Genomic DNA, 26,831 nt, shown 5'->3' with positions numbered 1-26,831 from the left:
GATCAGCCCCCCGTGCCGGTTGCGCCGCTGGTGCCGGTGGCCGCGCCCTGCCCCGCCGCGCCGCCGCCGGCATCGGTGCCTGCGCCGGTGTCGGACGGGTCGGTGCCGCGCTCGGTGGCGGCGAAGCGCGCCAGCGCCTCTGCCGTCAGGTCGGAGACGACGTCTTCGGCGCCCAGACGGGCCTGGGCGGCGTCGATCCAGCCTTGCGCGGCGGCGGCGGCCTCGCCTTCCAGCTTGGACAGCTCGTTCAGGGCGGCCTGAAGGTTGCCGGCGTTGAGCGCGCTGTCGGCGCGGGCGACCACGGCGGGCGCGCTGTCGCCCACGGCCTCGCCGTCGGTGCGGCGCACGGTGACCAGACCCATGACCCGCTGGACGGTCTTCTGCACCCAGGCCGGCGCGTCGTCGGGGGCGGCGGCGGCACGGATGATGTCGGCGCTCAGGCGGTCGAACCGCTCGGCCAGCATCTCGCGCGTCGGGATGCCGTCCTCGGCATGGGCGGTCAGCACGCCGTCGTCGGGCAGCGAGACCTTGGGCATCTCGTCGGCGATGGCGCGCACGGTGCGCAGCTCGGCCTCATAGGGATTGCCCTGGTCGATGGCCTGGCGCAGTTGCGCGGTGGTCAGCACGAAGGCCAGCGCCGTGTCCTGGCGCGAGGCCATCTGCTGCGCCATGCCCTGCACCCGGTCGAGCCGTTCCTGCATGGCGAGCACCGTGGAGGCATCGGCGGTGCCGCGGCGGATCTCCCCAAGCTCCTGGCGCAGGGCCTGGACCTCCTGCCCGGCGGCCTCGCCGGCGGCGGCCACCTGCTCCAGCGCCTGCGGGTCCAGGTTGGACAGCACCTGAAGCTGGCTTTCCATGTCAGCCAGGCGCCGCGTCACGTCGGGCGGCAGTTCCGCGGCGGCCGCAGGGCGGTCGGCGACCTCGGACAGGCGGTTCTGCATGTTGCCGATCTGGCTGGAAAGGTCCGACAGGCGGGCCTGCAGGTCGGTGACCTGGCCGCGCAGGGCCTCGTTCTCCGCCTGCACCTCGGTCAGGCGCTGGTCGGCCTGCGGGTACGGCGGCAGGAAGCCGTGGTAGGCGGCGGGAATGTTGTCGCGCCAGTAGGGCATGGAACCGTAGGCAACGGCCAGCGCGACGATCACCACGCCGACGCCGATGGCCGTGTTGCGCACGGGGTGCCCCTGCTTCTTCGCCGGCTGGCCGCCGCCCTGGCCCGACCCGTTGGGGCCGCCATTGGTGCGGCCCGGGCCGCCCGGCCCCGAGGTCGAGGGTGAGGACGTCGCCGCCGAGGTGCTGGTGGAGCCGCCGCCTGCCGTCGCGGTCGAGGACTTCGTGCTGGCCGTGGCCGGCGGCACGCTGCCGACGCCGCCCGCGGCGGTGGCGTCCTTGTCGGAACCGGGCCTGCCCTTCTCCTGGGCCTTGCCGTTGTCCGTGTCGGCGTCCCTGCCGCCGCCCTTGGCCGTGCCGGAGCCGCCCTTGCCTTTTCCGGAGCCGCCCGGCGCGTTGCCGCTGGCGGGCGAGGCGGCGTCCGCCTTGCCCTTGCCGGTGTCGGAGGCCCCGCCCTTTCCGGCGGGCTTGCCCGTGTCCTTGTCCTCGGTCTCCTTGGCGTCCTTTTCCGGACGGTCGGTCATGACGATGTCTCCCTCGGCATCAGCGAACACGCCGGCGGCCCGGTCGGCGTCGAACAGCGCCAGGAGCGAATCCTGGTTGGGTTCGGCGGCCGTCCGGACGCGGGCGAAGGGGATTTGGCGCAGATCGTCTGCCACGGCCTGCGACAGGCAGTACGCCACGATGTCCGCGCAAGCGTCCGCCACTTTCGCCTTGCGTGCAAGGTCCACGAAGATTTTCGCGGTACGCGGTGAATAGAACAACGCGGCGTGGACACTCTTGGTGGCAAGAAGGTCTGCAGTTTCGCGCGACAGCGCAACGGCTTGGCGGGTTTCGTACAGGCGCTGGCGGCGGACCGAGAAGCCCTCCTCCTCCAGCAGGCCCGACAGATCGCCGGCCACATGCGTGCCGGCGGCATGGACCAGCACGCCGTCTTCCGGCCGCGCCTTGGCGCGCACCAGGGCGGCCAGCGCGGTCACGTCGCCGTCGGCGCTGCGCACCTGGGAAAAGCCGCGCTCCCGCGCCGTGGCGGCGGAGGCCTCGCCGACGCAATAGGCCGGCAGGCCGAAGGCTTCCGGGTGGTCGCGCTCCAGCGTCTCGGCCAGCGAGCGGGCGCCGTTGGCCGAGGTGATGAGGAAGCCCTGCGCGTCGGTGGTGTCGGCATTGGCGGCGGGAATGATGGAAATGCTGAACAGCGGCTCGATCACCGGCTCGACTCCCCGGTCGCGCATCAGGTCGGCGGTCGTCCGGGCGTCGGCGAGGGGGCGGGTGATCAGGACACGCATCAGCGGCTTTTCCACCTCATTCCGTGGACATGATGAAGTATTCGGGGCCGCACTGGGCCTTCAGCTCCTTCCCCGCGTCATCGGCCAACGCATGCGCCTCCGAAACGGGTCCCTCGCGGAAGGTTTCCAGCAGCCCCGTGCCGTCGGGGCGCACCACCAGGCCGTCGAAGCGAATGGTATCGGGACCGGTGAAGCGGCACCATCCGCCGATGGGCGTGCGGCACGAGCCGTCCAGCCTGCGCAGGAAGGCGCGCTCGGCCGTCACGCAGATGTACGTCTCCTGGTGATTCAGCGCCTCCACCAGGGCGATGGACTCGGCGTCCCCTTCCCGGCAGGTGATGCCGATGGCGCCCTGCCCCACGGCGGGCAGCATCTCCGTCGGCTCCAGCGCCGCCGTCGCCTTTTCGGCCATGCCCAGGCGGTTGAGGCCGGCCATGGCGAGCATGGTGGCGTCGACCTGGCCCTCGTGCAGCTTGCGCAGGCGGCTCTGGACGTTGCCGCGGAAGTTCACCACCTGGATGTCCGGCCGCCGCGCCTTGATCTGCGCCCCGCGGCGCAGGGACGCGGTGCCGACGACGGCGCCCTGCTTCAGCTCGGCGATGGACTTGGCGGTCAGGCACATGAAGGCGTCGCGCACGTCCTCGCGCGGCAGCAGGGCCGGCAGGACGATGCCGTCGAGGATGTTGGTCTCGACGTCCTTCATGCTGTGGACGGCGATCTCGATGTCGCCGCGCAGCATGGCGTCGTCCAGTTCCTTGGTGAACAAGGCCTTGCCGCCGATCTCGGACAGCGGGCGGTCGAGGATCTTGTCGCCCGTCGTCTTGACGTCGATGATCTCCAGCCGGCCGGGGTCGGCCAGTTCGGGGTGGGCGGCGATGAGGCGGTCGCGCACCTCGTGGGCCTGCGCCATGGCGAGCGGAGAGCCGCGGGTGCCGATGCGAATCGTGCGATGCGTGGTCATGACCAGGATTTGTAAGGGCTGACCCCGATGGTGAAAAGGGATAAATAGGCGGTCATGATCGTACTCGGACTCGAAACAAGCTGCGATGAGACGGCCGCCGCCCTTGTCGACGGCGACCGCAACATCCTGGCCGAAGTGGTGCTTTCCCAATTCGAGGAGCACCGCCCCTACGGCGGCGTCGTGCCGGAAATCGCCGCGCGCGGCCACCTGGACCACATCGACCGCCTGACGGCCGAGGTGATGAAACGGGCCGCCCTGCCCTTCGACGCCATCGACGGCGTGGCGGCCACCACGGGGCCGGGGCTGATCGGCGGGGTGATCGTCGGCGTGATGACGGCCAAGGCCATCGCCGCCGTCCACCGCAAGCCCTTCCTGGCGGTCAACCACCTGGAGGGCCACGCCCTGACCGCAAGGCTGACCGACGACGTCGCCTTCCCCTACCTGCTGCTGCTGGTCTCGGGCGGGCACTGCCAGATTCTGGCGGTGGAGGGTGTCGGGCAATACCGCCGTCTCGGCACCACCATCGACGACGCGGCCGGGGAGGCCTTCGACAAGGTGGCGAAGATGCTGGGGCTCGGCTATCCCGGCGGCCCGGCGGTGCAGGCGGCGGCGAAGGCCGGCGATGCGGCGCGCTTCCCCTTCCCGCGCCCCATGAAAGGGCGGCCGGGCTGCGACTTTTCGTTCTCCGGGCTCAAGACCTCGGTGCGGCAGATGGTGGAAAAGCTGCCGCCTGGGCCGCTTTCCGACCACGACAAGGCGGACCTGGCGGCGGGATTCCAGGCGGCCGTGGTGGACTCCATCGCCGACCGGGTGAAGCGCGCGCTGCGCGACTTCCGGGGATCGGCCTTCGTGGTGGCCGGCGGCGTGGCCGCCAACAGCGCCCTGCGGGCCCGCCTGACGGCGTTGTCGGCCGAGGCCGGCCTGCCTTTCATCGCGCCGCCGCTGCGCCTGTGCACCGACAACGCGGCGATGATCGCCTGGGCGGGACTGGAGCACCTGCGCCTGGGCCGCACCGACCCGCTGGACACACGGCCCCGCCCGCGATGGCCGCTCGATCCCGAGGCGCCCAAGAGCCGCGGCGCGGGGGCTGTGAAGGCCTGACCGGCTCTCGCCCCGCCCCGCCTCGCCTCGCCTACGCCACGTCCTTCAGCTTGCCGATGAAGGTGCCGACGCTGTCGGACATGGTGCCGGCGTGGTCGGACAGCGTGTGGGCGGCGGCGTCCACCTCGCCCACGGCCGTCTCGGCGCCGGCGGCGGCGGTGTCGACGCGGTCCACCACCGTGTGGACCTCGCGGGCGTGCTGGGTGGCCTGCAGGGCGTTGCGGACGATCTCGTCGGTGGCGGCGCACTGTTCCACCACGGCGCCGGCGATGGCGGTGGAGATTTCCGTCAGGTCGGTGATGATGCCGCCGACCTCCTGCATGGCATCGGCGGATTCGGTCACGGCCGAGCGCACGCTGCCGATCAGCCCGCTGATCTCGCCGGTTGCCTGGCTGGTCTGGTTTGCGAGCACCTTGACCTCGTTGGCGACGACGGCGAATCCCTTGCCGGCGTCGCCGGCGCGGGCGGCCTCGATGGTGGCGTTCAGCGCCAGCAGGTTGGTCTGGCTGGCGATGGACTCGATCAGGCTGATGATCTGGCCGATGTCGTTGGCGGCCGTCTGAAGGCGGTCGACAACGGCGCGGGCGTCGCCCAGCTTCCGGTCGGCGGCCTGGCTGCGGCCGGAGATGTCCTGGACCTGGCGCTCGATCTCGCGGATGGAGGCCGAAAGTTCCTCGGCGGCGGCCGAGACCGCCTCCACGTTCTCGCTGGCCTTTTCGGCGGCGCTGCGGGCGTTGGCGGCTTCGCCGCGGACGGTCTGCGTTGCGCCGGTCATGGTTCTTGCCGAGGCTCCCAGTTGGGTGGCGGCGGCGGACAAGCCGCCGACAATGCCGCCCACGGTGCCCTGGAAGTCGTTGCTGTGGCCTTCCACGGCCCGGTTGGTGCGGGTCCTTTCGATTTCGAAATAGACTTCCAGGCTCATGGTCAGGTCGAGGAACAGTGCGGCGTGCGCGGCTTTCATGGCGCGCACGGCAAGCTTGGGCTTGCGCTTGTAGAAGGTGATGACGTGTTCCGTCAGCGCGTCGAGGAAAAAGCTGTAGCCGGCGAGGTAGAGGCGCGGGGGGATGCCGTGCTTGGCGTGGGCGCCGCCGATGCGCCGGCAGTTGTTCTCGTACTCGGCATTCCACCGGCCGGCGAACAGGAAGTCCATCCAGTGGCGGCGCTGCGCCGCCTTCACGTGGTCCAGCGTCCTGTGGTCGCGGAAGGGCTCCGCCATGCCGGGCGTGGCGAGGATGAAGGCGTAGAAGGCGTCGATCACCTCGTCGACATGGGCCGCCAGCACCGGGCGGGCGAGCGCGAGGTCGGCATGGGTGTCGTCGGTGATGCGCAAGGCGGACAGGGTCTGCGGTTCCATGACTTTTCTCCCCGGTTTGGCGTCCTCTTGACGGGACTGTGGGCACCGGGCCTTTCCTGGAGTGGCCGGCGCATGGCCATTGAGGACCAAAAAAGCGCCGGATAAACGCGAATAGTCAGGGGTGATACACGCCTCGGCTGCCTACATGAATTCCTTCTAAGGTACATATACCTTTTCGCGGCGCAGCATTTCCCCGCTGGAATTAGGGTTTTGCAAGGTTTTGCGGCGGAACAGCGCGAAAAGACGTGGCACCAGCAAAGGTTTGCGGCGGTTTTGGTTAATAGTCCGAATGGTATACTTTATAACTTTCGGACACCAAAGGTGAGGCGGCGTCGCCGGTCACAGCCGGTCGGCGGCCGGATCGTGCGCCTTGTGGCGCGCCCGCGCGATGTCGGGGCTGCGCACGGCGTAGCAGTAGGCGCAGCCGTGGGGGCAGGTGTCATAGCCGCCGATGTCGCGGCTGGCGGCGCAGGCGCAGGTCTTGCGGTGCGGCCGGCCAAGCGCCTTGAGCGGCCGTCCCGCCACGTCGGACAGGCGCGCAGCGTCGACGCAGGCGGCCTCCCCCACTCCGGCGGCCGACAGCGCCAGGTCCCGCAGGTGCGGCTGGCCGCACAGCGCCAGCGCCAGGCCGTGGCTCCGCGCCGGGGCGGCCAGACCCTCCAGCACCGCGCGCTTTTCCGCGTCGTCGGGATCGTGCCAGCCAAAGCCGTGGGCGGCGGCGGCGCGGTCCATGTTGCGGGCGGTCTTGCGATAGACCTGGGCGATGCTGACGACGCATTCATCCGTCGCGCCCGCCAGGGCCTCCGCCAGCCGTGCGAAGGTTTCGGCGTGCCACGCTGGCGGGGTGAGGCTGGTGAACAGCACGGGGTCATACCGCCACACCGCCACCCGCGGCCCGAATCGCGCCCGCACCGCATGCAGGGCGTCCACCGCGCGTTCCGGCGCGACCACGGCCCTGTCGATGGCGCGGGGATAGCCCAGGATGGTGTGGTGGACCAGGAAGGGAAAGCCGCGCGCCGCCACCTCGTCGAGCACCGGCAGGAAGGGGATGACGTTGCGCGTCCAGAACACGAAGCCGTCCACCGCATCCGGCGTCAGCGGAAGGGTGGAGACCTGGGCGGCGTTGTAGGGGTTGGGCACGCGCACGAACCCGGCCTCCAGGCGCCGGCGGAACCAGTCGCCGTAGAAGGCCGGGATGTCGGTGCGGTAGCTGGCCGAGATGATCACCGGTCGCGGGCGAGGCCCTTGAGGCTGAGGAGATCGGCGCCGACCGCCTGCTTGATGGCCTCCAGCGCCCGTTCCAGTTCCTCCGCCCGGTCGCGCAGGTCCTTCAGCTCGTCCAGTTCCTGGCGGCTGGGCGGATTGCGGCTCTGCGCCATGGCGAGCGCCACGCCGATGTGCTTGGCGCGGTAGTGGCTGATCTGGCGGGCGATGTCCACCAGCTCGCGCGGGTCGATCTCGCCCACATAGCGGCGGTAGAGGGGGCGCGCCTCGTCGGCCAGCACGCTGTCCATGTGGCGCAGGAACTGGGACGCCGTGACGTAGCCGCTGTCCAGCAGCGCTTCCAGCGCCGGCGCCGCCGGCCGGCGGCCGGCGCGGGTGCCGCGGATGTCCTCGTCGTCCATGCCTGCCCTTGTCCTTGCGTGGGGGTCCAGTATGGCGGCTCGGACGGGCTTGCGCAACGGCGCCGCCCGGCGCTTCGGTGTTCGTCGAAGAAGCGAAGGATTCTGCCGAGTCGCGCCGAACTTTCGGCGGCGTATTGCCCCATCCTTGTCACAGAATCGCCGGCCTGGGAAAGGTAGTCTGGTGCGGCTTTCAATCCATGGCAGGAGGCTTTGGCAAATGCGGTCGTTGATTCGCAGGGATCACCACTCCAACACCGGCTCCCAGTCCGGCGCCGAGGAGCCGCGGTCGTCGTCCGCGTCCCCGGCCCAGCCGGCGGGGCCGGGCAGCAACCCCTATCCGCCGCGGCCCGGCGGCCCCACCGTCGGCGGCAAGCCGGTCGAGGGATCGGCGCGCCCGTCGTGGCTGCAGCCCGAGGGCGGCCCTGAGCCGTCGTCATCCTCTCCGGCCGGGCAGTCCACCGGCGAACAGGCCCCGGCACCGGCGTCCACCCCCGCCGCGCCGCCGGCGGAGGACCGGCGCTCGACGGAGAACACCCTCATCGTCGGGCCCAATATAAAGCTGAAGGGCGAAATCGCGGCCTGCGACACGCTGGTGGTGGAAGGCACCATCGAGGCCGAGATGGACAGCCACCACATCGCCATCGCCAAGGGCGGCGTGTTCAGCGGCAAGGTCACGGTGGACACCGCCGAGGTCGCCGGGTCCTTCGACGGCAACCTGACGGTGCGCGACCGCCTGCTGGTGCGCAGCACGGGCCGCATTTCGGGCACGGTCCGCTACGGCGCGCTGGAGGTGGAGAACGGCGGCCGCCTGGCCGGCACCCTCGACCTGCTGGATGACGGCGACCGCAAGCCCGCGACGGCGGGTGGCGGCGCGTCGTCGTCCTCGTCCTCGTCGCCGGTGTCGCCGCTCAAGACGACCGAGCCCAAGGCCAAGCCCGACGACAAGGAAAGCACGCCCCCGGCCGCCACCGGCACCTGATCCCGACCGGCGCAAGACCGAGGCGAGAGAGGAGAGCGGATGCCGGCGCGGCGTCCGCTCTTTCCTTTTTGTGCGGAGAGAGCGCGTCGCGCGCGTGCATCAGCGGTCGGCGCATGTTTCGCGGGACCACCCGGACACCAAGGGCACCAGGAGGCCGTGCAAGCCGTGAGGCGACGGACCGTACCGGCCACCGCGCCGGTCGTTGCGAATTCACAACAAAAAGCCCGGCCGCCGCATCGGGGGCCGGGCCTTTCGCATCTGGCGTGTGACGCAGGCGTCAGGCGGTCTGTTCGCCGTCCTCGCCCTGATCGCCCTCGCCTTCCTGCTGGGCCTTCTGGGCGGCGGCCACGCGCTCGCGGTAGAGCTGCACGAAGTCGATGGGCTGCAGCATCAGCGGCGGGAAGCCGCCGTCGCGCGTCACCTCGGAGATCAGGTTGCGGGCGAACGGGAACATCAGGCGCGGGGCCTCGATCAGCAGCATGGGCTGGACGTGTTCCTTCGGCGCCGTGCACTGCACGACGGCACCGTAGACCAGCTCCATCACGAAGCCCGGCTTGCCCTCGACGGTGGCCTTGATGTCGAAATGGGTGGTCACCTCGAAGTGGTTGCCGCCCAGGTGGCGGGCCTGCACGTCGACGCTGATGGGAATTTCCGGCGCCTTCTTCATCTCGCTGAAGATCTGCGGCGCGCCCGGCACCTCGAAGGACAGGTCCTTGATGTACTGCCCGGCGATGGACAGGCCCGGACGCTGGTCCTGCTGCTGCTGGTCGCCGGCCGCGCCGGCGGCGCCATTTTCCTCTGCCATGAAACTCGGTCTCCCTGAGGTCGATATGTTGCCGAAGGCCTAGCACGCCCTGCCAGCACAGGCAACGGGGTAGGCCGGCACCGTCAGGAGCGGGGCGGACCGGGGCGCGGCGGCATGTCCTCGGGCGGTGCGTCGTCGCCGTCGTCGCGGTGGCCGACCGCGCCCTCGGGCCGGTCGGGGGTGACGTCGCGGTAGTCGCCGTCGATCTCCGCCCCGCTGCCCGGCGTGCCCGGCCCGTCGGCACCGAAGGCCCCGCCGCCCGACTGGCGGTGGTGGTGATGCCCGGCGGCGTCGGTGTAGGTGGCGCTGTAGTGCATCTTGCCGCGCTTGACCAGCGCCGGGACGATGGTCCGGCGCAGCGCGTCGCGGAACGGCGGCAGGAACAGCAGCAGGCCGAAGGCGTCGGTGACGAACCCCGGCGTGAGCAGCAGCGCGCCGGCGAACAGCAGGCAGGCGCCGTCGAACACCTCGCGCAGGGGCATCTCGCCCCGGTTCAGGCTGTCCTGGGCGCGGCGCATGACGGCCAGGCCCTGCTGCTTCAGCAGGGCCGTGCCCGCCACGGCGGTCAGGATGACGATGCCCAGAGTCGGCCACAGGCCGATCAGCCCGCCGACCTGGATGAAGACGCCGATCTCGATGACGGGAACGGCGATGAAAAGCACCAGAAGAATGAGTGGCATGCTTGCCCTGCGTCCCTTCGCGGCTTATGTACGGAGGGACCGCTTGCCCCGCCGCAAACATCGGACTGTCGCGGACGACTTTGCTTTGTTATCCCGGCCCGTCCCATGTAGCGTAGGGAAGCACTTGGGTCCAGCCCCGACGATGGAGCGGCAACGGACATATGAGCCAGGGTATTCAGTTCGTCGACATCATTTTCCTCGCGCTTGTCGCGGGGTTCCTCATTCTGCGCCTGCGCAGCGTACTCGGTCGCCGCACCGGCGACGAGGAATCACGCCGTCGCCGCGCCGAAGAACGCATGGGCATGAGCCGCCGCGAATCGCCCGCCGAGGAACGCGGCAACGTCATAGAGTTGCCCGGCCGCGGCCAGCAGGCGCCCCAGCCCGAGGACCTGGACCTGGGGTCCTACGAAGGGACACCGCAGGAGGAGGGCATCCGCGCCATCCACGCCCGCGACCCGTCGTTCGAGCCCAACGGCTTCCTGCGCGGTGCCCGTGCCGCCTTCGAAATGATCGTCGAGGCCTATGCCAAGGGCGACAAGGAGACCCTGCAGCCGCTGCTGGCCGACGAGGTCTACCAGGGGTTCGCCGGGGCCATCGACCAGCGCGCCGCCGCCGGCGAGACCATGGAGACGCGAATCCTCGGCATCACCAAGCTGGAGATCCGCGAGGCTGCCATGCGCGGCAACGACGCCATGGTCACCGTGCTGTTCCAGTCGGAACAGCTGAACATGGTGCTGGACGCCGACGGCAACGTCATCGAGGGCGACGAGAAGCACCCGACGGACGTGACCGACGTGTGGACGTTCGCCCGCGACGTCACCAGCGGCGATCCCAACTGGAAGCTGGTCGCCACCACCGCGCCGGAGTGATCCGGCCGGCGGAGCGGCGGACCGCCTTCGCCCCATCCTCTTTTCTCCATCGGCCGCGGCCCTGGCCGCGGCCGTTCGTCTGAGCGGATTTCCCAGAATGCGCCATCCCGCCGCCGCCCTGCCCTTCCGGCTGTCTTCCGCCGTCCGGCGGGCGGCGGCCGTTGCCGGACTTGCCGCCGCCCTCGCCGCCTGCGGGGAGCGTCCCGCCCCCGAACCCACCGCCGAGGGTCCGCCGACGGCGGTGCTGACGCGGGTGTCCTTCGAGGCCCTGCCCGGCTTCGGCGCCGACCCGGTGGCCGAGGCGCTGCCGGCGCTGGACCGGAGTTGCGAGCGCATGGCCGCCCGCAACGCCTGGCCCGACAGCGCGCCCTCGGGCCTTGCCGAGCCCTCCAGGGGCCTGTGGCCGGGCGCCGATGCCTGGCGCGCCGCCTGCGCCGCCCTGCTGGCCGTGCCCAAGGGCGACGACGCGGCCCTGCGCCGGGTGCTGATGGACGAATTCGCGCCCTACGCCGTCGCCGATCCGGCCAGGAAGCCGGACGATGAGGGCCCGGCCACACCGGGCACCTTCACCGGTTATTACGAAGCCGAATTGAAGGCGGCGCGGGAGCAGGGCGGCCCCTATCAGACCCCGGTGTACGGCGTGCCCCAGGACCTGGTGACCATCAATCCGGCGGCCTTCGATGACAGCCTGCCGTCGACGCGCCTGGTGGGCCGGGTGGAGGATGGCCGACTGGTGCGCTACTGGACCCGCGCCGAGATCGAAACCGGCGCCCTGGAAGGCCGGGCGCCCGTGCTGCTGTGGGCGGAAAGCCCGGTGGACCTGCACGTCCTGCACATCCAGGGCTCGGGCCGCGTCGCCCTGGCCGACGGATCGACCACGCGCATCGGCTATGCCGGCAACAACGGCTGGGGCTTCGTCGGCATCGGCCGGGTGATGCTCGACCGCGGGCTGGTGGAACCGGGCAAGGCCTCCATGCAGGACATCCGCGCCTGGCTCAAGGCCAACCCCGACCAGGCGGATTCGGTGATGCAGGCCAACCCGCGCTATATCTTCTTCCGCGAGATCACCGGCGCCGGCCCCATCGGCGCCCAGGGCGTGCCGCTGACCCCGCGTCGCTCCATGGCCGTGGACCCGCGCTTCATCGCCTACGGCACGCCGCTGTGGCTGGACACGGTCGACCCCGACGGCCGGCTGCTGCAACGCCTCATGGTCGCCCAGGACACCGGCTCGGCCATCAGGGGCCAGGTGCGCGGCGACTTCTTCTGGGGCACCGGCGAAGCTGCGCTGGAGCACGCCGGCCGCATGAAGAGCACCGGCCGCTACTACGTGCTGCTGCCCAAGGCGACGGGGACGGGGGCCTGAGGGCGGTCCCGGCCGGCCGCGGCGGGACGTGAGCAGGCCGTTGCGGTTTTCATTCAGAAAAAGAAAGCGGGGGCTCCGGGGCTTCCGCCTGCGGGCGGGTTCGGGCGGCTGCCCAAGCGCTTGGCGCTTATCTCCCTCACGCCGCCGGCTCCGCCTCGCGCGCCGGCGCAAGCGGGCGCGGTCCGCCGCCGGTGACGCGGGCGAGGAACGACAGGATGTGCGGCGCCGCGGCTTCGATGCGCTCGACGCTGTCGTGGTCGCAGCGGGTGTAGACGATGAGGCTCACGTCTTCATCGGTGCGGCGGTTGGCGTGGATGGCGTAGGCGTCGGAGACGGGCACCACGCGGTCTGTTTCGCCGTGCAGCAGCAGCACCGGCGCCTGGGCGCGGCGGATGGTGTTGCGCGGGGCGATGTCGCGGAAACGCCAGCCGATGCGCCATTCCACGTAGCGGTTCACCAGCCAGCCGATGGGACGGTAGGGCACGCGCACGCGCTCCATGAAGCGGCGCATGATGGTTTCCGGGTCGGCGAAGGCGGAGATGGCGACGACGCCCGCCAGGTCCGAACGGCGCGAGGCCAGCAGGAGGGAGGCGCACGCGCCCAGGCTGTGGCCCAGGATGGCGATGCGGTCGCGGTCGATCTCCGGCTCGGTCCGCAGCCAGTCCACCGCCGCCGCCAGGTCCTCGGCGAATCGGGGCATGCTGGCGAAGGTGTCCCGATCGCTGCCGCCGTGGCAGCGGCTGTCGACCATCAGCAGGGCATAGCCCGCCCGGTGCAGGGGCGCCACCACGGGCAGAAGCTGGGCGCTGTTCGACCCCCAGCCGTGCAGCACCGCCAGGGCCGGGGCCGGACGCGCCACGCCGTCGGGGGCAGGAATGTACCAGGCGGCGAGGCGCTTGCCGTTGACCGCCGTCAGCTCCACCGAGGCGTAGGCCATGCCCAGGTCCGACGGCAGGGTGTCGGGTGCGACGCGCTCGGGGCGAAAGCCCACGTCGATGAGCACCAGCCCCGCCACGGCCAGCGCCAGAAGGCTGCCGACGACGGCCAGGCATCCGATCAGCCAAGGGTCCATGGCGGCCTCCGTATCACGCGGGTCAGGCGGCGCCGGCCGCGCGGGGCGGGGCGTCCAGCAGCGCCGTCACGCGATCCCTCAGGGCGTGCAGGCGGCGGTCGGGGATGCCCATCTCGTCCAGGTGCTCGACGGTGGACATCAGGTATTCGGCGCAGGAGCCCAGGCCGCCTTCGGCGTGGGCGATGACGCGGGCCGCCTCCTCCAGGGCCAGCTTGCCGGCGTAGCGCGGCGCGCGGTGATTGATGGTGAAGGCGATGGCGCGCAGCGGACCGGCATCGGTCCGCACCGTCGTCCAGCGCGGGGTGTAGCCGTCGGAGACCATCTCGCGGCGCCAGACGATGTCCAGTTCCTCCCACGCCTGGGCGGCGCTGATGCGGAAGGCGACGCCGCGGCACGAGCCGCCGTTGTCCAGGCCCAGCACCAGCCCCGGATTGTCCGGCGAGCCCCGGCCGAGCGGCGTCCACAGGCAGAAGCGGCGATGCCAGCCGGGCAGCGTGCCCAGGCGCCGCTCGGCGTGGTGGAAGGCCGGATTCCACATGAGCGACCCGTAGCCGAACACCCACACGTCGTCGGCCGGTGCGCCGCGTCCGCCCAGCATGGCGGCGATGGAGGCGTGGCGTTCCTCCTCGGTCGTCACGTGGATGGAGACGCCGCTGCGCTCCAGCATGTCCTGCAGGACCCCGTCGCGGATGCTTTCCCGGGTCAGGCTCACCGATGATCCCCTGTCGTCATATCCGTATTTCCCTTAAACATAAGGTTCCTGCGCGGCCGGCGAAATGGGGCAGGCGCCGCCTCTCCGACGGGAGAAGTGGCCCTATGCGAAGGGGGAAACCCCGTGCTTAAGTCGGATGCACCCTCACCTGGACCGGAACGCGAAACCCTTGACCACCGCCGCAAACGGCCACGAGACACTGTCCCTGCGCGGGGTGATCGCGCGGGTGTTCCTGCCTTTTGCGCTTGGGTATTTCCTGAGCTACCTGTTTCGCTCGGTCAATGCCGTCATCGCGCCCTACCTGCGCGCCGACGTGGGGCTGACGGCCGGCGACCTGGGACTTCTGACCAGCGCCTACTTCCTGGCCTTCGCGGCGGCCCAGTTGCCCATCGGCCTGGCGCTGGACCGCCTGGGGCCGCGCAAGGTGGAAGGGGTGCTGCTGATCTTCGCCGCCATCGGCGCCGGGCTGTTCGCGGTGGCCGACAGCGTCGGCGCCCTGGTGGCGGCCCGTGCGCTGATCGGGCTGGGCGTCGCGGCCTGCCTGATGGCGGCGCTGAAGGCCATGACCCAGTGGTTCCCGCTGGACAAGCTGCCGGTCGTCAACGGCATCGTCGTCGCCTCGGGCGGCGTCGGCGCGCTGGCGGCGACCGCGCCCACCGAATGGGCGGTGGAGGCCATCGGCTGGCGGCCCGTGTTCGGCGTTCTGGCGCTGGCGACCATCGCCGCCGCCGTCATCCTGTGGGCGTTCGTTCCGGATCGGAAACGACCCGCCGACGTGCCTGAGGAAACGCTGCCCCAGGCGCTGGGCAAGCTGGGGGTGATCTTCAAGAGCCGCGCCTTCTGGCGGGTGGCCCCGGCGGTGGCCATGAACCAGGGCGGCTTCATGGCGATCCAGGGCCTGTGGGCGGGACCGTGGCTGCGCGACGTTGCCGGGCTTCCCAAGGGCGAGGCGGCGACCGTGCTTCTGTTCATCGCGGTCGCCATGGTCTGCGGCCAGATCGGCATCGGCCTGATCGCCGAGCGCCTGGGCCGCTTCGGCGTGAGCACGCTGACGGTGGTGGCGGTGTGCATGGCGGGCTTCATCGGAACGGAGGTGCTGGTGGCCGTCGGCTGGACGGCGGCTCCGCTGCCGCTGTGGATGGCCTTCGGGTTCCTCGGCACCGTGGGCATCCTCTGCTATGCCGTGCTGTCGCGCCAGTTCTCGCCGGCGCTGGCGGGCCGCAGCAACACCAGCGTCAACCTGACCATGTTCATCGCCGCCTTCGCCTTCCAGTGGGGCATGGGCGCCGTCATCGACCTGTGGCCGGCGGATGCGGAGGGCCGCTATCCGGCCGAGGCGTACGGCGCGGCCATCGGCGCGGTGGTGGTTCTTCAGGTGGCGGCCTGGGTCTGGCTGATCCTGCCCCGCCGGCAATCCTGAGCCGCGCATACGGGATCGTCGCGAAAGTTTATTTTTTCCAATGGCATCGGCCTATCGCGGTTGTTACTCTTCTGCACCCGGCCGGGGCCGGGAGCTTGCTTGAGAGACGACCCAGCCAAGAGGCATGATCCACCATGAAACGACGTGATTTCCTGACCGGCGCCGCCGTCGCCGGCGTGGCCGCCACCGGCGCCGGAACCCTGGCCGCTCCGGCCTATGCCCAGGGCAAGCAGGAATGGAAGCTCGTGACCACCTGGCCGCGCAACGCGCCGGGCGTGGGGGTGAATGCCCAGCGCTTCGCCGACTACGTCACCGCCATGAGCGACGGCCGCCTGTCGGTGCGCCTGTTCTCGGCCGGCGAACTGGTGCCGCCGCTGGAGGCCCTGGACGCGGTGCAGAGCGACACCGCCCAGATGGCGCACTCCACGCCCTACTATTGGGTCGGCAAGACGCCGACGCTGAACTTCTTCTCCACCATCCCCTTCGGCCTGATGGCGTGGGAACTGTCCGGCTGGCTGTACTTCGGCGGCGGCCAGGAGCTGTGGGACGAGGTCTACGCGCCGTTCGGCGTCAAGCCCTTCTACGCCGGCAACTCGGGCGTCCAGGCCGGCGGCTGGTTCAAGAAGGAAATCAACACGCTGGACGACATCAAGGGCCTGAAGATGCGCATTGCCGGCCTGGGCGGCGAAGCCATGCGGCGCCTGGGTGCTGCGGTGACCCTCACCCCGCCGGGCGAGATCATGCCGTCGCTGATGTCGGGCGCGGTGGACGCCGCCGAGTGGGTGAGCCCATGGCTCGACATTTCCTTCGGGCTTCAGAAGGCGGCCAAGTACTACTACATGCCCGCCTTCCACGAGCCCGGCCCGGCCCTTGAGGTGACGGTCAACAAGGAGCGCTACGAGACCCTGGACGACGACCTGAAGGCGATCATCCAGCGCGCGGCGCAAGCGTCGGCGGGCGAAAGCCTGGCCGACTTCACCTATCACAACATCGACGTCTTCGACCGCATGAAGAAGGAATACCCCGAGGTCGAGGTCCGGACCTTCAACGACGAGATCCTCCAGGCGCTCGCCGGCGCCACCAAGGAGATCCTGACCGACCTGCGCGCGCGCGACGAACTGACGGCGCGGGTGCACGACAGCTACATGGACTTCAACCGCAAGGCCCAGAACTACCAGAACCGCGCCGACCTGCCGGTGCTGCAGATGCGGCGGTTCCTGACCGACATGGGCTGACGCCGCAGCGGCCTTCCATGACGACGTGATGATGGGGGTGCGGGGACCGGCGGGTTCCCGCACCCCGTTTCTTTCGAAGGAGGACCACGCCTTTCGAGCCCTCAACGCCGGCCGGGGCGCCGGGCGTTGAGCGGGCAACGACAACGGAGGTGGAGCCCCATGAGCATTACCCAGCGCGAGGAACGGCGCGTCCTTGGCAACGACGAGTTCGACGTCGTGCGCGCCACCCATTATCCGCACATCTGCGACCTGGACCAGAAGACGCTCAAGGACCGGCAGCAGCGCCTGCGGGCGCTGCGCGACAAGGCCCGCACCCAGGGCCGCCAGCAGCGCCGGCAGGCCCGCGGCAAGGGCAAGGAGCCGCCCTCCGAGCGCGGCTTCACGCTGAAGGAACAGGCGTTCGTCGGCGCCATGAAGCGCGTGAACCGCGAACTCAGCCGCTTCCACCGGGCGGAGCGCAGGGAGAGCCAGCGCGAGATCATGCTGCGGGCGCTGGAGCAGAAGCGGGCGGCGCGCAAACGCAACCATCCGTCGGCCGGCCGCACGCCCGAGACCGGCATGTCGGCAACGCCCGCCGACCCCAAGCAGGTGGACATCGCCCCCAGCCCGCTGCCGCCGGCCAACACGCCGGAGTGACGGCCCGCAGCGCCGCTTCGGAGTGCGAGGGGAAGGCACGGCCTGCCCCTCGCACTCCCCGCGTGACCGGCGACGAACAGGCCGAGGAGGCTTGCGCGGACGCGCCTGAGCGGCCGGCAGAGGACGTGGATTCCTGCTTTCGCAGGTATGACGTGTTGCAAATCGGATATTTGGCCGCGGTCCCAGCGAAAGCTGGAACCCATGCACACCTTCAGCCGCCCTTGCGACGGTGCCGAATGGCGGATCGGCGAAACGGCGCGCCGGCCTAGAATCCCGTGCGCCCGGTGAACGGCCTTCCCGTCACCAGGCTGACGAGGTGGGCACCCAGCGCCAGCATCACCAGCAGCGACAGCGCCATGACCAGCCGCGCCGGGAAGCGCCACGGCTTGCCCGGAACATAGGGGCGGCGGTCGAGCCAGACGGAGAGGCCGAACAGAACCGCCGAGACGCCGAAGGCGGTCGCCGTGGTGGGCAGGTCCATGCGGCCGTCAGCTGCCCAACTGGTCGAGGCGGCGCTCCACCTCGGCCCGGTCGGGGGAGTCTTCGGGCAGCGCGTCGCGCAGGCGGGTCCAGTAATCGCGGGCCTGATCGGTCTCGCCGGTGGTGGCGGCGTTCTCGCCCAGCAGCTTGAGCGCCGCCACATCGGCGGGCTCCACCGCCAGAATGGCGCGCAGCGTGTCGTAGAAGGCGGCATCCGGGCGCGTCAGGCCCTCCACCTGGGCCGTCGAGGCCTGCGCGTTGGCAAGGCCGCGCAGGGCATCCAGGTTGTCGGGGTCCTGCTTCACGGCAGCCTGATAGGCGTCGACGGCGTCCTGGGGCTGCTGGAGCACCAGATAGGCGCGGCCGAGGCGCAGCCATCCGTCCACGTCCTCGGGGTTCTCCTCCAGCCGCTCGGCGAGGCCCGAGACCATGCCCTGGATCATCTCCTGCTCCTCGCCCGTGAACCCGCCGCCGCGCTCGCCGCGCTCGGCGTCGGCCTGGGCGCGCATTTCCGCACCCGGATCAGCGTCGTCCGCACCGGCGTCCGGCGCCTCGGCGCGCGGTCCAGGCGCGGTGTCGCCGTCGCCCTGCCCTTCCGGAAGGGCGACGGCCTCGGTGCCCTGGCCGGGCAGGTCGAGCGGATGGACCGTGCCGACGCCGACGGGCGGAATGCTGTTCTGCATGGCCGTCTGCCGGATGGCGTCCTGGATCATGGGCATCCACGGCGCGTCGGCCGGGCTCTCGGCCTCCAGGTCGCGCCAGATGGCGATGGCCGTGCGCGGCTCGCCCTGCTGCAACTGGAACAGGCCCATGTAATAGCGCGAGCGCGGGTCCTGGCGGCTCCTGGACAGCGCGTTGCGGAAGGCGACGGCGGCCTGCGGCGTGACCGTGCCCTGCTGCGAGGCCACATGCGCCTCGCCCAGCGCGGCCCAGGTGTCGGGATCGGTCTGGCCGCGCTCCACGGCCTGGCGGTAGGCGCTCAGGGCGGCGTCGTAGCGGCCGAGCGCGGCGTAGGAGCGGCCCAGCATGGCCCAACCCTGCGGGTTGTCGGGCTCGGCCTCCAGGCGCTCGGCCAGTTGCTCGGTCAGCTGGACCATCTCGTCGGCGGCCTGCTGGTCCATGTCCATGCGCTGGGCCGAGCGCTCGGCGTACGGCTGGTCGGGCATGCCGGGCGTGCCCAGGGAGATGTACATGGCCAGCGCCCCCGCCGGCACGATGATGACTGAGGCGATGCCGGCCATCCGCGCCCACCCGGTCAGGGGCTGCGGCCCGGCGGCCTGCGCGGCCTTGCGGTCCTTCGCCTTCTTGTTCTTGGCGGTGACCGGCGCCTTTTCCACCGGCGCGGCGGCAAGGATGCGGCGTTCGATCTCCAGGCGGGCGGCGGCGGCTTCCTCGTCGCTGAGCAGGCCGCGCTCGCGGTCGCGGTCCACTTCCTTCAGCTGGTCCTTGTAGACGGCAAGGTCATAGGTCGCCTGGTCCACCGGACCCTGGGTCCGGCGCAGCAGCGGCATGACGAGCAGGAGGATGACGGCGCCGGTGATGAGCGCGAGGGCAATCCAGAAGGCGATCACGATAGGGGCTCGGCTCTAGCTCTTGGAGGAGGTGTCGGTGTCGGTGTCGTCGCGCAGCAGCGCATCCAGGCGGGCGCGTTCCTCGGCGCTGAGGCTGGCGGGACGCACGGTTTCCGCCGGCACGCCGCCGGTGCGGTTGCGGTAGTAGGCATAGCCCGCGCCGGCCGCCAGCAGCAGGAAGATCGCCGGCCCGAACCACAGCGCGTAGGTCGACGCCTTGAAGGGCGGCTCCAGCAGCACGTAGTCGCCGTAGCGGTCGACCATGAACTGCATGATCTCTTCGTTGCTGTCGCCGGCGACGATGCGGTCGCGCACGATCAGGCGCATGTCGCGCGCCAGTTCCGCGTTGGACTCGTCGATGTTCTCGTTCTGGCAGACGACGCAGCGCAGACCTTGCGAAACCTCGCGGGCGCGCTGTTCCAGCGCGGGATCGCCCAGCATTTCGTCGGGTTGCACGGCCCCCGCCGGAAGCGCGACGGCGACGGACAGGGCGGCGGCGGCGGCCAGGGTGCGGAGGCGGTTCATGCTCATGACGTGCGCAGCTTCTCGATCAAAGGCTTGAGCGTCTTTTCCCACACCTCGGCGTTGACGGGGCCGATGTGCTTGTAGCGGATGACCCCCTGCTTATCGACGACGAAGGTTTCCGGCGCGCCGGTGACGCCGAAGTCCACCGCGATCTTGCTGTCCGGGTCCAGGCCGACGCGGTCGTAGGGATCGCCGTACTTCTGCAGCCAGCGCATGCCGTCGCGCGGGTCCTTTTCGCGCCAGTCGATGCCGTGGATGGGCACGAAGCCGCTTTCCTTGATCTGCATCAGGAACGGGTGCTCCACCTGGCAGGCGACGCACCACGACCCGAAGATGTTGACCAGGCTGACCTCGCCCTTCAGGTCCGCCGACGTGAGAGGCATGCCGCGGCCGGGAAGGGGCTCCAGCGCGAACTCGGGCACCGGACGGTTGATGAGCACACTGGGCAGCTCGGCGGGGTTTTCGCCCAGCTGCTTGACGAAGAACCCGATCAGCACCAGGAACACCAGGGTCGGCGCGATGAAGATCAGCCGCTTGCCCCAGCCGGAGTCCTTGGGCCCCTGCTGGGGCGCGTCGGCGGTCTGCGTGTTGGTCTCGGACATGGTCTGTCGGTCCTAAGCGGTCGTTCAGGCGCTGGCCGGCTTGGCCCCGGCGGCGGCGGCGGCCACCTTGCGGCGCGTCGGCGCGCCCACGCGGTGGCGGCGGTCGGACAGCGAGACGAAGCCGCCAAGCGCCATCAGCAGCGAGCCGTACCACAGGAAGGGCACCAGCGGCTCGAAGTAGATGCGGGTGACGAAGCCCGGCCCGTCCTCGTTGGGGTCGCCCACCACGGCGTAGAGGTCGGCCCAGCCGTTGGTGTGAATGGCGGCCTCTGTCGTGGGCATGGGCGGGCTGGTGTACTCGCGCTTCTCGGGGTCGAGCTGGGCGATGGGTTCGCCGTCCTTGGTGACGCCGAAGTGCCCCTTGACGGCAGAGTAGTTGGGGCCCTCCACGCGCTCGGCGCCCTGGAACGTGAACTCGTAGCCGGCCACCGTGATGGTCTGGCCCGGCACCATGACCTGCACGCTTTCCTGCTTGTAGGCCGAGGCGGCGGTGACGCCGGCGACGATGAACGCCATGCCCGCGTGGGCCAGCGTCATGCCGAAGGCGGCGCGCGGCAGGCGGGCGAAGCGGCGGCCCGATTCGGCCAGCGGCGCCCGGAACAGCTTCACGCGCTCGGCCAGTTCCACGCATGTCGCCACCAGCAGCCATACGGCCAGGCCGAAGCCGAAGGCGGCCAGCACGTCGTCCAGCGCGCCGCCGGCCAGCACCCAGGCCAAGCCGAAGGCCAGCAGCGCGGCACCGGCGGCGGCCTTGAGGCGGCCCAGCGCGCCCATGATGTCGCCCCGCTTCCAGCTCAGCATGGGGCCGAAGCCCATGGCGATGACCAGCGGGATCATCAGCGGCACGAAGACGGCGTTGAAGAACGGCGGGCCGACGGTGACCTTGCCGAGATTCAGCGCATCGGCGAACACCGGATACAGCGTGCCCAGCAGCACGGTCGCCGTGGCGGTCGCCATCAGCAGGTTGTTGAGCAGCAGCGAGCCTTCCCGCGAGATGGGGGCGAACAGGCCGCCGCCCTTCAGGTCCGGCGCGCGCAGGGCGTACAGCAGCAGCGCCCCGCCCAGGGACACGCCCATGAGCAGCAGAATGAACATGCCGCGCGTCGGGTCGCTGGCAAAGGCGTGCACGCTGGTGATGATGCCCGAGCGCACCAGGAAGGTGCCCAGCAGCGACAGGCCGAAGGTCAGGATGGCGAGCAGGATGGTCCAGCTTTTCAGCGCGTCGCGCTTTTCCACCACGACGGCGGAATGCAGCAGCGCCGTGCCGGCCAGCCAGGGCATGAACGAGGCGTTCTCCACCGGGTCCCAGTACCACCAGCCGCCCCAGCCGAGTTCATAGTACGCCCACCACGACCCCAGCGCGATGCCGAGCGTCAGGAACGTCCAGGCCAGCAGCGTCCAGGGGCGCACCCAGCGCGCCCAGGCGGCGTCGACCTTGCCCTCGATCAGGGCGGCGACGGCGAAGGAAAACGCCATGGAGAAGCCGACATAGCCCAGGTACAGCATGGGCGGGTGGAAGGCGAGGCCGGGGTCCTGCAGCAGCGGGTTCAGGCCGTTGCCGTTGATCGGCGCCGGGTCCAGGCGCAGGAACGGATTGGAGGTGAGCAGGATGAACAGCAGAAAGCCGCCGGTAATCATGCCCTGCACCGCGAGCGTGCGGGCGCGCAGGGCGGGCGGCAGATTGCGGCCGAAGAAGGCCACCGCCACCGAATAGGTCACCAGGATGGTGATCCACAGCAGCAGCGAGCCCTCGTGGTTCCCCCACACGCCACTGATCTTGTAGAGCATCGGCTTGTCGGTGTGGGAGTTCTGGGCCACGTTGATGACCGAGAAGTCGCTGACGACGTAGGAATAGGTCAGCGCGCCGAAGGACGTGCCCACAAGCAGGAACATGGCGATGGACGCCGGCCGGGCCAGGTCCATCATCACCGCGTCGCCGCGCTGGGCGCCGATCAGGGGCACGCTGGACTGCACCAGCGACACCATGAACGCCAGCACCAGGGCGTAATGGCCGAGTTCAGCGATCATCGCTTCGCATCCCGTGTCCGTTAAGGCCGCGCGCCGCCCGGTTCAGGGGGCGGTCGCGCCGGCAAGCATTGCGTCAGTTGGTGGCCTGGGCCGGCTCGACGCCCTCGGCGGTCTTGCCCAGCTTCTTTTTCCATTCCGGGTCGCTTTCGGCCAGGGCGTCGGCGACTTCCGGCGGCATGTAGTTCTCGTCGTGCTTGGCGAGCACTTCCTGGGCGACGAAGACGCCGTCGGCGCCGATGGTGCCCTCGGCCACCACGCCCTGCCCCTCGCGGAACAGGTCGGGCAGGATGCCGCTGAAGACCACCGGGGTGGAGGCGGCGTAGTCGGTGACGTTGAAGCGCACCATCTCGCCGGACTTCTTCACCGTGCCTTCCTCGACCATGCCGCCCAGGCGGAACCGCTGGTCGGCCTCGACCGTCTTCTCCTGAAGGTCGGACGGACTGTAGAAGAACACCAGGTTGTCCTGGAAGGCGGTCAGCACCAGGCCGGCGGCAGCGAACAGCATCGCCATGCCGGCCCCGATCAGATACATGCGGCGCTTCTTGCGGGTCATCGGCTCTCTCCTGCGGCGCCGGCGGGCGCCTTCTCGGTCTCGCGCGCCTGGGGCAGGCCCTGGCTTTGTGCCTGGGCGGCCGGGGCCGCGCCGCGCTTGCCGCGCGGGCGGCGGCCGCGGGCGGCCTGCAGGGCCTCCAGGCGGCGTTCACTGGTCTTCAGCAGGCGCCAGGTCAGGGCGAAGACGAGCGCGAGAAGGCCGAAGGTGATGATGTAGGACGGCCAGACGAAGCCGGCATACCCGCCCATGTCCAGGAACTCTTGCACGTTTCCAACTCGCTTCTTGTCTGTCTCGTCAGCCCGTCGAGCCTTGGTGCGGGGCGCCTTCAGCCGTGCACCTGGCTCATGGATATGGCGCGCACCTTGGCCTCGGCGATCTCGCCGCGCATGCGCAGAAGCGCCACCGTGATGTAGTAGGCCTTGAAGGCGAACGCCATGAGGAACAGCGGGGTCAGCATGGCGGGATCGATGGCCGGGCCGTCCATGCGCGCCACGCTGGCCGGCTGGTGGAGGGTGTTCCACCAGTCCACGGAAAACTTGATGATCGGCACGTTCACCACGCCCACCAGCGCCAGCACCGCCGCGGCCTTGTAGCCGCGCTGCGGGTCGTCGAAGGCGTTCATCAGCGCCATGTGGCCGAGGTAGAGGAAGAACAGGACCAGCATGCTTGTCAGGCGCGCGTCCCACACCCACCAGGTGCCCCACATGGGCTTGCCCCACAGCGCGCCGGTGACCAGCGCAATGAAGGTGAAGGACGCCCCGACAGGGGCCGAGGCCTTGGCGAACAGGTCGGAAACCGGGTGTTTCCAGATCAGCGCCACGGCGCTCGCCACCGCAATGGCGGTGTAGACGAACAGCGCCATCCAGGCCGCCGGCACATGCACATACATGATGCGCACGGTGGACCCCTGCTGATAGTCCTCGGGCGAGGCGACCAGCGAGAAGTACAGCCCGGCCAGCGTGAGGATCACCGTCAGCCCGGCCGCCCACGGCAGGATGGCGTTGGCCAGCTTGAGAAATCGGTTGGGATTGGCGAAGCGATGCATGGTGCTCTCTGTCATGCGTCACGCGGCCCTGCGGCCTGCGTGAGGGGGTGCCGCGTGTCCAGTCTCTCGGCCCGGCGTGAGCCGTACATTAGAAGATGACGCCTGAATGTCACCTTAACCATTGTCAATTCGGCGCACACCCGTCAATTCACCGAACCGTGTCCGCGCGCCCGTGCCGGGCCTATTCCACCGCCTGGCGCAGCGCCGCCGCCGTGGCCCAGGGGCAGAGCGCGGCGGCGCCCAGAAGGAAGCCGCCCAGGATCAGCAACTGCGCCTTGAACGGCAGGTCCATGATGGCGGCGTCGACGGCGGACACCCCGAAGACCAGGACCGGGATATAGAGCGGCAGAACCAGGAGCGAAAGGAGAACACCGCCCCGCCTCGCGCCCAGCACAAGCGCGGCGCCCACGGCGCCGATGAGCGACAAGGTAGGCGTCCCCAGCGCGAAGGCAACCACCAGAACGCCGAATCCGCCGGTGTTCATGTTCAGCAGCACCGCCAGCAGGGGGGCCGCGGCCAGCAGCGGCAGGCCGGTGGTCAGCCAGTGGGCGGCGACCTTGCCCAGCACCAGGACCGACAGCGGCTGCGGACTGCGGGTGATGAGGTCCAGGCTGCCGTCCTCGTAATCCGTCTGGAACAGGCGGTCGAGCGACAGCATGGAGGCCAGCAGGGCCGTCACCCACAGCACGCCGGCGGCGACCCGTTCCAGGATGCCGGGTTCCGGCCCAATGCCGAAGGGAAACAGCACGACGGTCAGCACGAAGAAGGTGACCACCATCATGCTGTCGGAGCCCTGCCGCAGGGCCAGCCTCAGGTCGCGGCGGACGACGGCGAGGAAACCGCTCACGGGCGTACCCCCTCGGTCCACGGTTCGTCCTCGGCGACGGCCATTTCCGCATCCAGGCCCGACAGCGCGGGATCGACGGCGAATTCATCCATCTGAAGCACCTTGGCACCCGGCAGCGCGACATCGGTGTGGGTGGACAGGACCACCATGCCGCCGCGCGCCCGGTGCTCGGCCAGCAGGTGCTCCACGGTGGCGACGGTGGCGCGGTCGAGCGCGGTGGTGGGCTCGTCCAGCAGCCACAGCGGCGCCGGGGCGGCCAGCAGGCGCGACAGGTTCACGCGGCGCTTCTGCCCGGCCGACAGCCAGCGGCCCGGAACCTCCAGCAGGTGGCCGATGGAAAAGGCGTCCAGGGCCTTCTGCACGGTCTCGCGCGAGCCGTCGCCGGCCCACAGGCGCGACCAGAAGGCGACGTTCTCGTGCACGGTGAGGACGGGCTTGATGGCGTCGTGGTGACCGATGTAGCGGCTGCGGCCGCCGTGCGCCTCGGGGTCGTCGGCGACAGGTTCGCCGCCCCAGGTCAACTGCCCGGCCGAGGGGCGCAACAGGCCCGCCATCATGCGCAGCAGGCTGGATTTGCCGCTGCCGTTGGGGCCGAGCAGCAGCAGCGCCTCGCCGGGGCCCAGCGAGAAGGTCAGGTCCGCGAAAACGATGCGCTCGCCACGGATGCAGACGAGGTTTTCGCCCGCGAATTCCGCTGCGTCAAAGGCTTGGTCGGTCATGGGGCGGGAGGATAGGCGACGAGAGGCGGCTTGTCCCGCCGAAAGTTGAGGCTGCGCGAGCGGCCGGCGCCGGAGGGGGAGGAGGGGAGGCGCCGGCCGCCACGCTACGGCTCCGGCCGGGTCGAGGGGCGTGCCCGGCCGGGAGAAGAGGTCCGGGGGAATGGACCTGACGTTACGATGGCCTGCGAATGTGGCGCAATTGCGATGGGATGGTGGCGGGAGGGAGGTATTTTGCGGGTGGTGGCGGCCTGCTGACTCTCCGGCGAAGGTGCGCTACACGGACGGGGGCAGCAGGAGGGTCCAATGCCGCTTCAGAACCGCGTAACCCCGGAGGGGGAGATCATCCGTCATTCGGCGCGGGGAATGTTTATGGGCAACCGGGGCATTCTTCATGATGACCATCAACGGCTTGGCCGGGCGCGTTGGCGCACCAAGAGCTGGGTGACGTGCGCCCTGTCCTTCAACGGGATCAAGCGTCAGTTGATGGCGCCCGGCCGGTATACCGAGCTGTTTTTTCTCGATGAAGCCGTTGCCCTCTGCGCAGGCCACCGCCCTTGCGCCCGCTGTCGGCGGGCGGACGCGCTCCAATTCCGAAGTCTGTGGACAGAGCGCGTCGATCCCGCCGTAAGGGGGCTGAAGGCCCTTGATGACAGCCTGCACGGTCAGCGGGTCGAGCGGTACGAACACCGGCAGGTGCGGCACGTGGCCGACCTGGACAGCCTGCCGGACGGGGCCTTCATTGCGCTGCAGGGGCGCCAGGAGCCGATGCTCGTTCTCGGGGATATGCTGCTGCCTTACGCCATCAGTTCCTACGATCCGCCGGAGCCGCGGCCTAGCGGGATGACAGTCGAGGTACTGACACCGCGCGGAACAGTGGGCGTCCTCGCGGCAGGCTACCGTCCGCGCCTGCATTCTTCGGCGGAAGGCATGACGTCGGAGGCGGTCTGCACCCCTGGCTAGCCCGCCTTCCTGTCATGCTCCTAGAACTTGCGCAGAACCGCATTGATCCGCGTCTGGTATCCGGGGCCCTGGGCCTTGAAATGCTCCACGATGTCGGTGTCCAGGCGCAGCGAGACCGGCGTCTTCGGGCGCCGCTCCACATAATCCGCGTCCTGCCGCCACTCCCTGGACCGGATCGTAGGCGCGTCCGGATCGTCGGCCACGGCGCGCGCGATATCCTCTTCGGACTGCGCAATGCACCCCACCGCCATTGACGCCCGCCCCCGCCTCGGCTACCTCCATCGCGGGCCGGCCTT

At 70.2% G+C, this 26,831-nt stretch carries 28 protein-coding genes; 8 read left to right on the top strand and 20 right to left on the bottom strand.

Annotated elements, in window-relative coordinates; all coding sequences use genetic code 11:
• Positions 1-2 precede the first annotated feature (2 nt).
• Entirely contained in the window at positions 3-2,393 is a 2,391-nt protein-coding gene (locus tag LG334_RS00745) for a uroporphyrinogen-III synthase (RefSeq protein ID WP_404382349.1), read from the bottom strand.
• Positions 2,394-2,409: 16 nt separating this feature from the next.
• Positions 2,410-3,354 carry a hydroxymethylbilane synthase gene (gene hemC, locus LG334_RS00740; protein ID WP_404382347.1) on the bottom strand — a complete coding sequence of 315 codons (945 nt, stop codon included), beginning with the start codon at positions 3,352-3,354 and terminating at the stop codon, positions 2,410-2,412.
• 54 nt (positions 3,355-3,408) lie between these two features.
• Here hemC and tsaD point away from each other — a divergent pair, with 54 nt between their 5' ends.
• Positions 3,409-4,455, top strand: coding sequence for a tRNA (adenosine(37)-N6)-threonylcarbamoyltransferase complex transferase subunit TsaD (gene tsaD / locus LG334_RS00735; protein WP_404382345.1), 1,047 nt, complete (start codon positions 3,409-3,411; stop codon positions 4,453-4,455).
• Positions 4,456-4,486: 31 nt separating this feature from the next.
• Here tsaD and LG334_RS00730 read toward each other — a convergent pair whose 3' ends face one another.
• The 3 genes from LG334_RS00730 to LG334_RS00720 form a co-directional block, all read right to left on the bottom strand.
• The gene (locus tag LG334_RS00730; RefSeq protein ID WP_404382343.1) at positions 4,487-5,809 is read right to left on the bottom strand and encodes a methyl-accepting chemotaxis protein; all 1,323 of its coding nucleotides are present in this window, start codon (positions 5,807-5,809) and stop codon (positions 4,487-4,489) included.
• A gap of 339 nt (positions 5,810-6,148) precedes the next feature.
• Positions 6,149-7,036, bottom strand: coding sequence for a DUF1848 domain-containing protein (locus LG334_RS00725; RefSeq protein WP_404382341.1), 888 nt, complete (start codon positions 7,034-7,036; stop codon positions 6,149-6,151).
• Positions 7,033-7,434, bottom strand: coding sequence for a hypothetical protein (locus LG334_RS00720; RefSeq protein WP_404382339.1), 402 nt, complete (start codon positions 7,432-7,434; stop codon positions 7,033-7,035). The genes LG334_RS00725 and LG334_RS00720 overlap by 4 nt, the downstream gene beginning before the upstream one ends.
• 217 nt (positions 7,435-7,651) lie before the next feature.
• Here LG334_RS00720 and LG334_RS00715 point away from each other — a divergent pair, with 217 nt between their 5' ends.
• Complete coding sequence (locus tag LG334_RS00715; protein ID WP_404382337.1) at positions 7,652-8,413, top strand: polymer-forming cytoskeletal protein; 762 nt, start codon at positions 7,652-7,654, stop codon at positions 8,411-8,413.
• A 277-nt stretch (positions 8,414-8,690) separates the two neighbouring features.
• Here the strand turns inward: LG334_RS00715 and secB are convergent, their stop codons facing one another.
• Complete coding sequence (secB, locus tag LG334_RS00710; protein ID WP_404382335.1) at positions 8,691-9,218, bottom strand: protein-export chaperone SecB; 528 nt, start codon at positions 9,216-9,218, stop codon at positions 8,691-8,693.
• Positions 9,219-9,301: 83 nt separating this feature from the next.
• The gene (locus tag LG334_RS00705; protein ID WP_404382333.1) at positions 9,302-9,898 is read right to left on the bottom strand and encodes an FxsA family protein; all 597 of its coding nucleotides are present in this window, start codon (positions 9,896-9,898) and stop codon (positions 9,302-9,304) included.
• 161 nt (positions 9,899-10,059) lie between these two features.
• Here LG334_RS00705 and LG334_RS00700 point away from each other — a divergent pair, with 161 nt between their 5' ends.
• A complete protein-coding gene (locus tag LG334_RS00700; protein ID WP_404382331.1) occupies positions 10,060-10,767 on the top strand; it encodes a Tim44/TimA family putative adaptor protein in 708 nt (235 codons plus the stop codon).
• A 97-nt stretch (positions 10,768-10,864) separates the two neighbouring features.
• Positions 10,865-12,130, top strand: coding sequence for a murein transglycosylase A (locus tag LG334_RS00695; RefSeq protein ID WP_404382329.1), 1,266 nt, complete (start codon positions 10,865-10,867; stop codon positions 12,128-12,130).
• Positions 12,131-12,266: 136 nt separating this feature from the next.
• Here the strand turns inward: LG334_RS00695 and LG334_RS00690 are convergent, their stop codons facing one another.
• Positions 12,267-13,202, bottom strand: a complete 936-nt coding sequence (locus tag LG334_RS00690) for an alpha/beta hydrolase family protein (protein ID WP_404382327.1) — start codon at positions 13,200-13,202, stop codon at positions 12,267-12,269.
• A gap of 22 nt (positions 13,203-13,224) precedes the next feature.
• A complete protein-coding gene (locus LG334_RS00685) occupies positions 13,225-13,914 on the bottom strand; it encodes a gamma-glutamylcyclotransferase (protein ID WP_404382325.1) in 690 nt (229 codons plus the stop codon).
• A gap of 169 nt (positions 13,915-14,083) precedes the next feature.
• Here LG334_RS00685 and LG334_RS00680 point away from each other — a divergent pair, with 169 nt between their 5' ends.
• From LG334_RS00680 to LG334_RS00670, 3 genes are all read left to right on the top strand, one after another.
• Entirely contained in the window at positions 14,084-15,334 is a 1,251-nt protein-coding gene (locus LG334_RS00680; RefSeq protein WP_404382323.1) for a nitrate/nitrite transporter, read from the top strand.
• A gap of 134 nt (positions 15,335-15,468) precedes the next feature.
• The gene (locus LG334_RS00675; protein ID WP_404382321.1) at positions 15,469-16,569 is read left to right on the top strand and encodes a TRAP transporter substrate-binding protein; all 1,101 of its coding nucleotides are present in this window, start codon (positions 15,469-15,471) and stop codon (positions 16,567-16,569) included.
• Between the two features lie 159 nt (positions 16,570-16,728).
• The gene (locus LG334_RS00670; protein ID WP_404382319.1) at positions 16,729-17,205 is read left to right on the top strand and encodes a hypothetical protein; all 477 of its coding nucleotides are present in this window, start codon (positions 16,729-16,731) and stop codon (positions 17,203-17,205) included.
• A 265-nt stretch (positions 17,206-17,470) separates the two neighbouring features.
• On the opposite strand, the gene LG334_RS00665 is transcribed toward LG334_RS00670, so the two are convergent.
• The 10 genes from LG334_RS00665 to ccmA all read right to left on the bottom strand — a co-directional run bounded on the left by LG334_RS00665 (position 17,471) and on the right by ccmA (position 25,575).
• Entirely contained in the window at positions 17,471-17,686 is a 216-nt protein-coding gene (locus tag LG334_RS00665; RefSeq protein WP_404382317.1) for a hypothetical protein, read from the bottom strand.
• 7 nt (positions 17,687-17,693) lie between these two features.
• A complete protein-coding gene (gene ccmI / locus LG334_RS00660; protein WP_404382315.1) occupies positions 17,694-19,256 on the bottom strand; it encodes a c-type cytochrome biogenesis protein CcmI in 1,563 nt (520 codons plus the stop codon).
• 15 nt (positions 19,257-19,271) lie between these two features.
• A complete protein-coding gene (locus LG334_RS00655) occupies positions 19,272-19,787 on the bottom strand; it encodes a cytochrome c-type biogenesis protein (protein WP_404382313.1) in 516 nt (171 codons plus the stop codon).
• A complete protein-coding gene (locus LG334_RS00650; RefSeq protein WP_404382311.1) occupies positions 19,784-20,383 on the bottom strand; it encodes a DsbE family thiol:disulfide interchange protein in 600 nt (199 codons plus the stop codon). Before LG334_RS00650 ends, LG334_RS00655 begins: the two co-directional genes overlap by 4 nt.
• A gap of 24 nt (positions 20,384-20,407) precedes the next feature.
• Positions 20,408-22,411: a heme lyase CcmF/NrfE family subunit gene (locus LG334_RS00645; RefSeq protein WP_404382309.1), complete on the bottom strand. Its 2,004-nt coding sequence runs from the start codon at positions 22,409-22,411 to the stop codon at positions 20,408-20,410.
• Between the two features lie 73 nt (positions 22,412-22,484).
• On the bottom strand, positions 22,485-22,964 hold the full coding sequence (gene ccmE / locus LG334_RS00640; RefSeq protein ID WP_404382307.1) for a cytochrome c maturation protein CcmE: 480 nt from the start codon (positions 22,962-22,964) through the stop codon (positions 22,485-22,487).
• A complete protein-coding gene (ccmD, locus tag LG334_RS00635) occupies positions 22,961-23,230 on the bottom strand; it encodes a heme exporter protein CcmD (RefSeq protein WP_404382305.1) in 270 nt (89 codons plus the stop codon). Before ccmD ends, ccmE begins: the two co-directional genes overlap by 4 nt.
• A 59-nt stretch (positions 23,231-23,289) precedes the next feature.
• Positions 23,290-24,009, bottom strand: coding sequence for a heme ABC transporter permease (locus LG334_RS00630; RefSeq protein WP_404386444.1), 720 nt, complete (start codon positions 24,007-24,009; stop codon positions 23,290-23,292).
• A gap of 181 nt (positions 24,010-24,190) precedes the next feature.
• A complete protein-coding gene (gene ccmB, locus LG334_RS00625) occupies positions 24,191-24,856 on the bottom strand; it encodes a heme exporter protein CcmB (protein ID WP_404382303.1) in 666 nt (221 codons plus the stop codon).
• Positions 24,853-25,575, bottom strand: coding sequence for a heme ABC exporter ATP-binding protein CcmA (gene ccmA / locus LG334_RS00620; RefSeq protein ID WP_404382301.1), 723 nt, complete (start codon positions 25,573-25,575; stop codon positions 24,853-24,855). The genes ccmB and ccmA overlap by 4 nt, the downstream gene beginning before the upstream one ends.
• Before the next feature lie 303 nt (positions 25,576-25,878).
• On the opposite strand from ccmA, the gene LG334_RS00615 reads away from it, so the two are divergent.
• Positions 25,879-26,535 carry a hypothetical protein gene (locus tag LG334_RS00615; protein WP_404382299.1) on the top strand — a complete coding sequence of 219 codons (657 nt, stop codon included), beginning with the start codon at positions 25,879-25,881 and terminating at the stop codon, positions 26,533-26,535.
• Between the two features lie 20 nt (positions 26,536-26,555).
• Here the strand turns inward: LG334_RS00615 and LG334_RS00610 are convergent, their stop codons facing one another.
• Positions 26,556-26,738 carry a BrnA antitoxin family protein gene (locus LG334_RS00610; RefSeq protein ID WP_404382297.1) on the bottom strand — a complete coding sequence of 61 codons (183 nt, stop codon included), beginning with the start codon at positions 26,736-26,738 and terminating at the stop codon, positions 26,556-26,558.
• Positions 26,739-26,831 lie beyond the last annotated feature (93 nt).

Origin of the sequence: Caenispirillum salinarum (genome assembly GCF_044803115.1) — a bacterium.
In the GTDB taxonomy this organism is placed as follows: domain Bacteria; phylum Pseudomonadota; class Alphaproteobacteria; order Rhodospirillales; family Rhodospirillaceae; genus Caenispirillum; species Caenispirillum salinarum_A.
The sequence above is the reverse complement of the archived record's forward strand: the minus strand, read 5'-3'. Positions and strand labels throughout refer to the sequence as shown.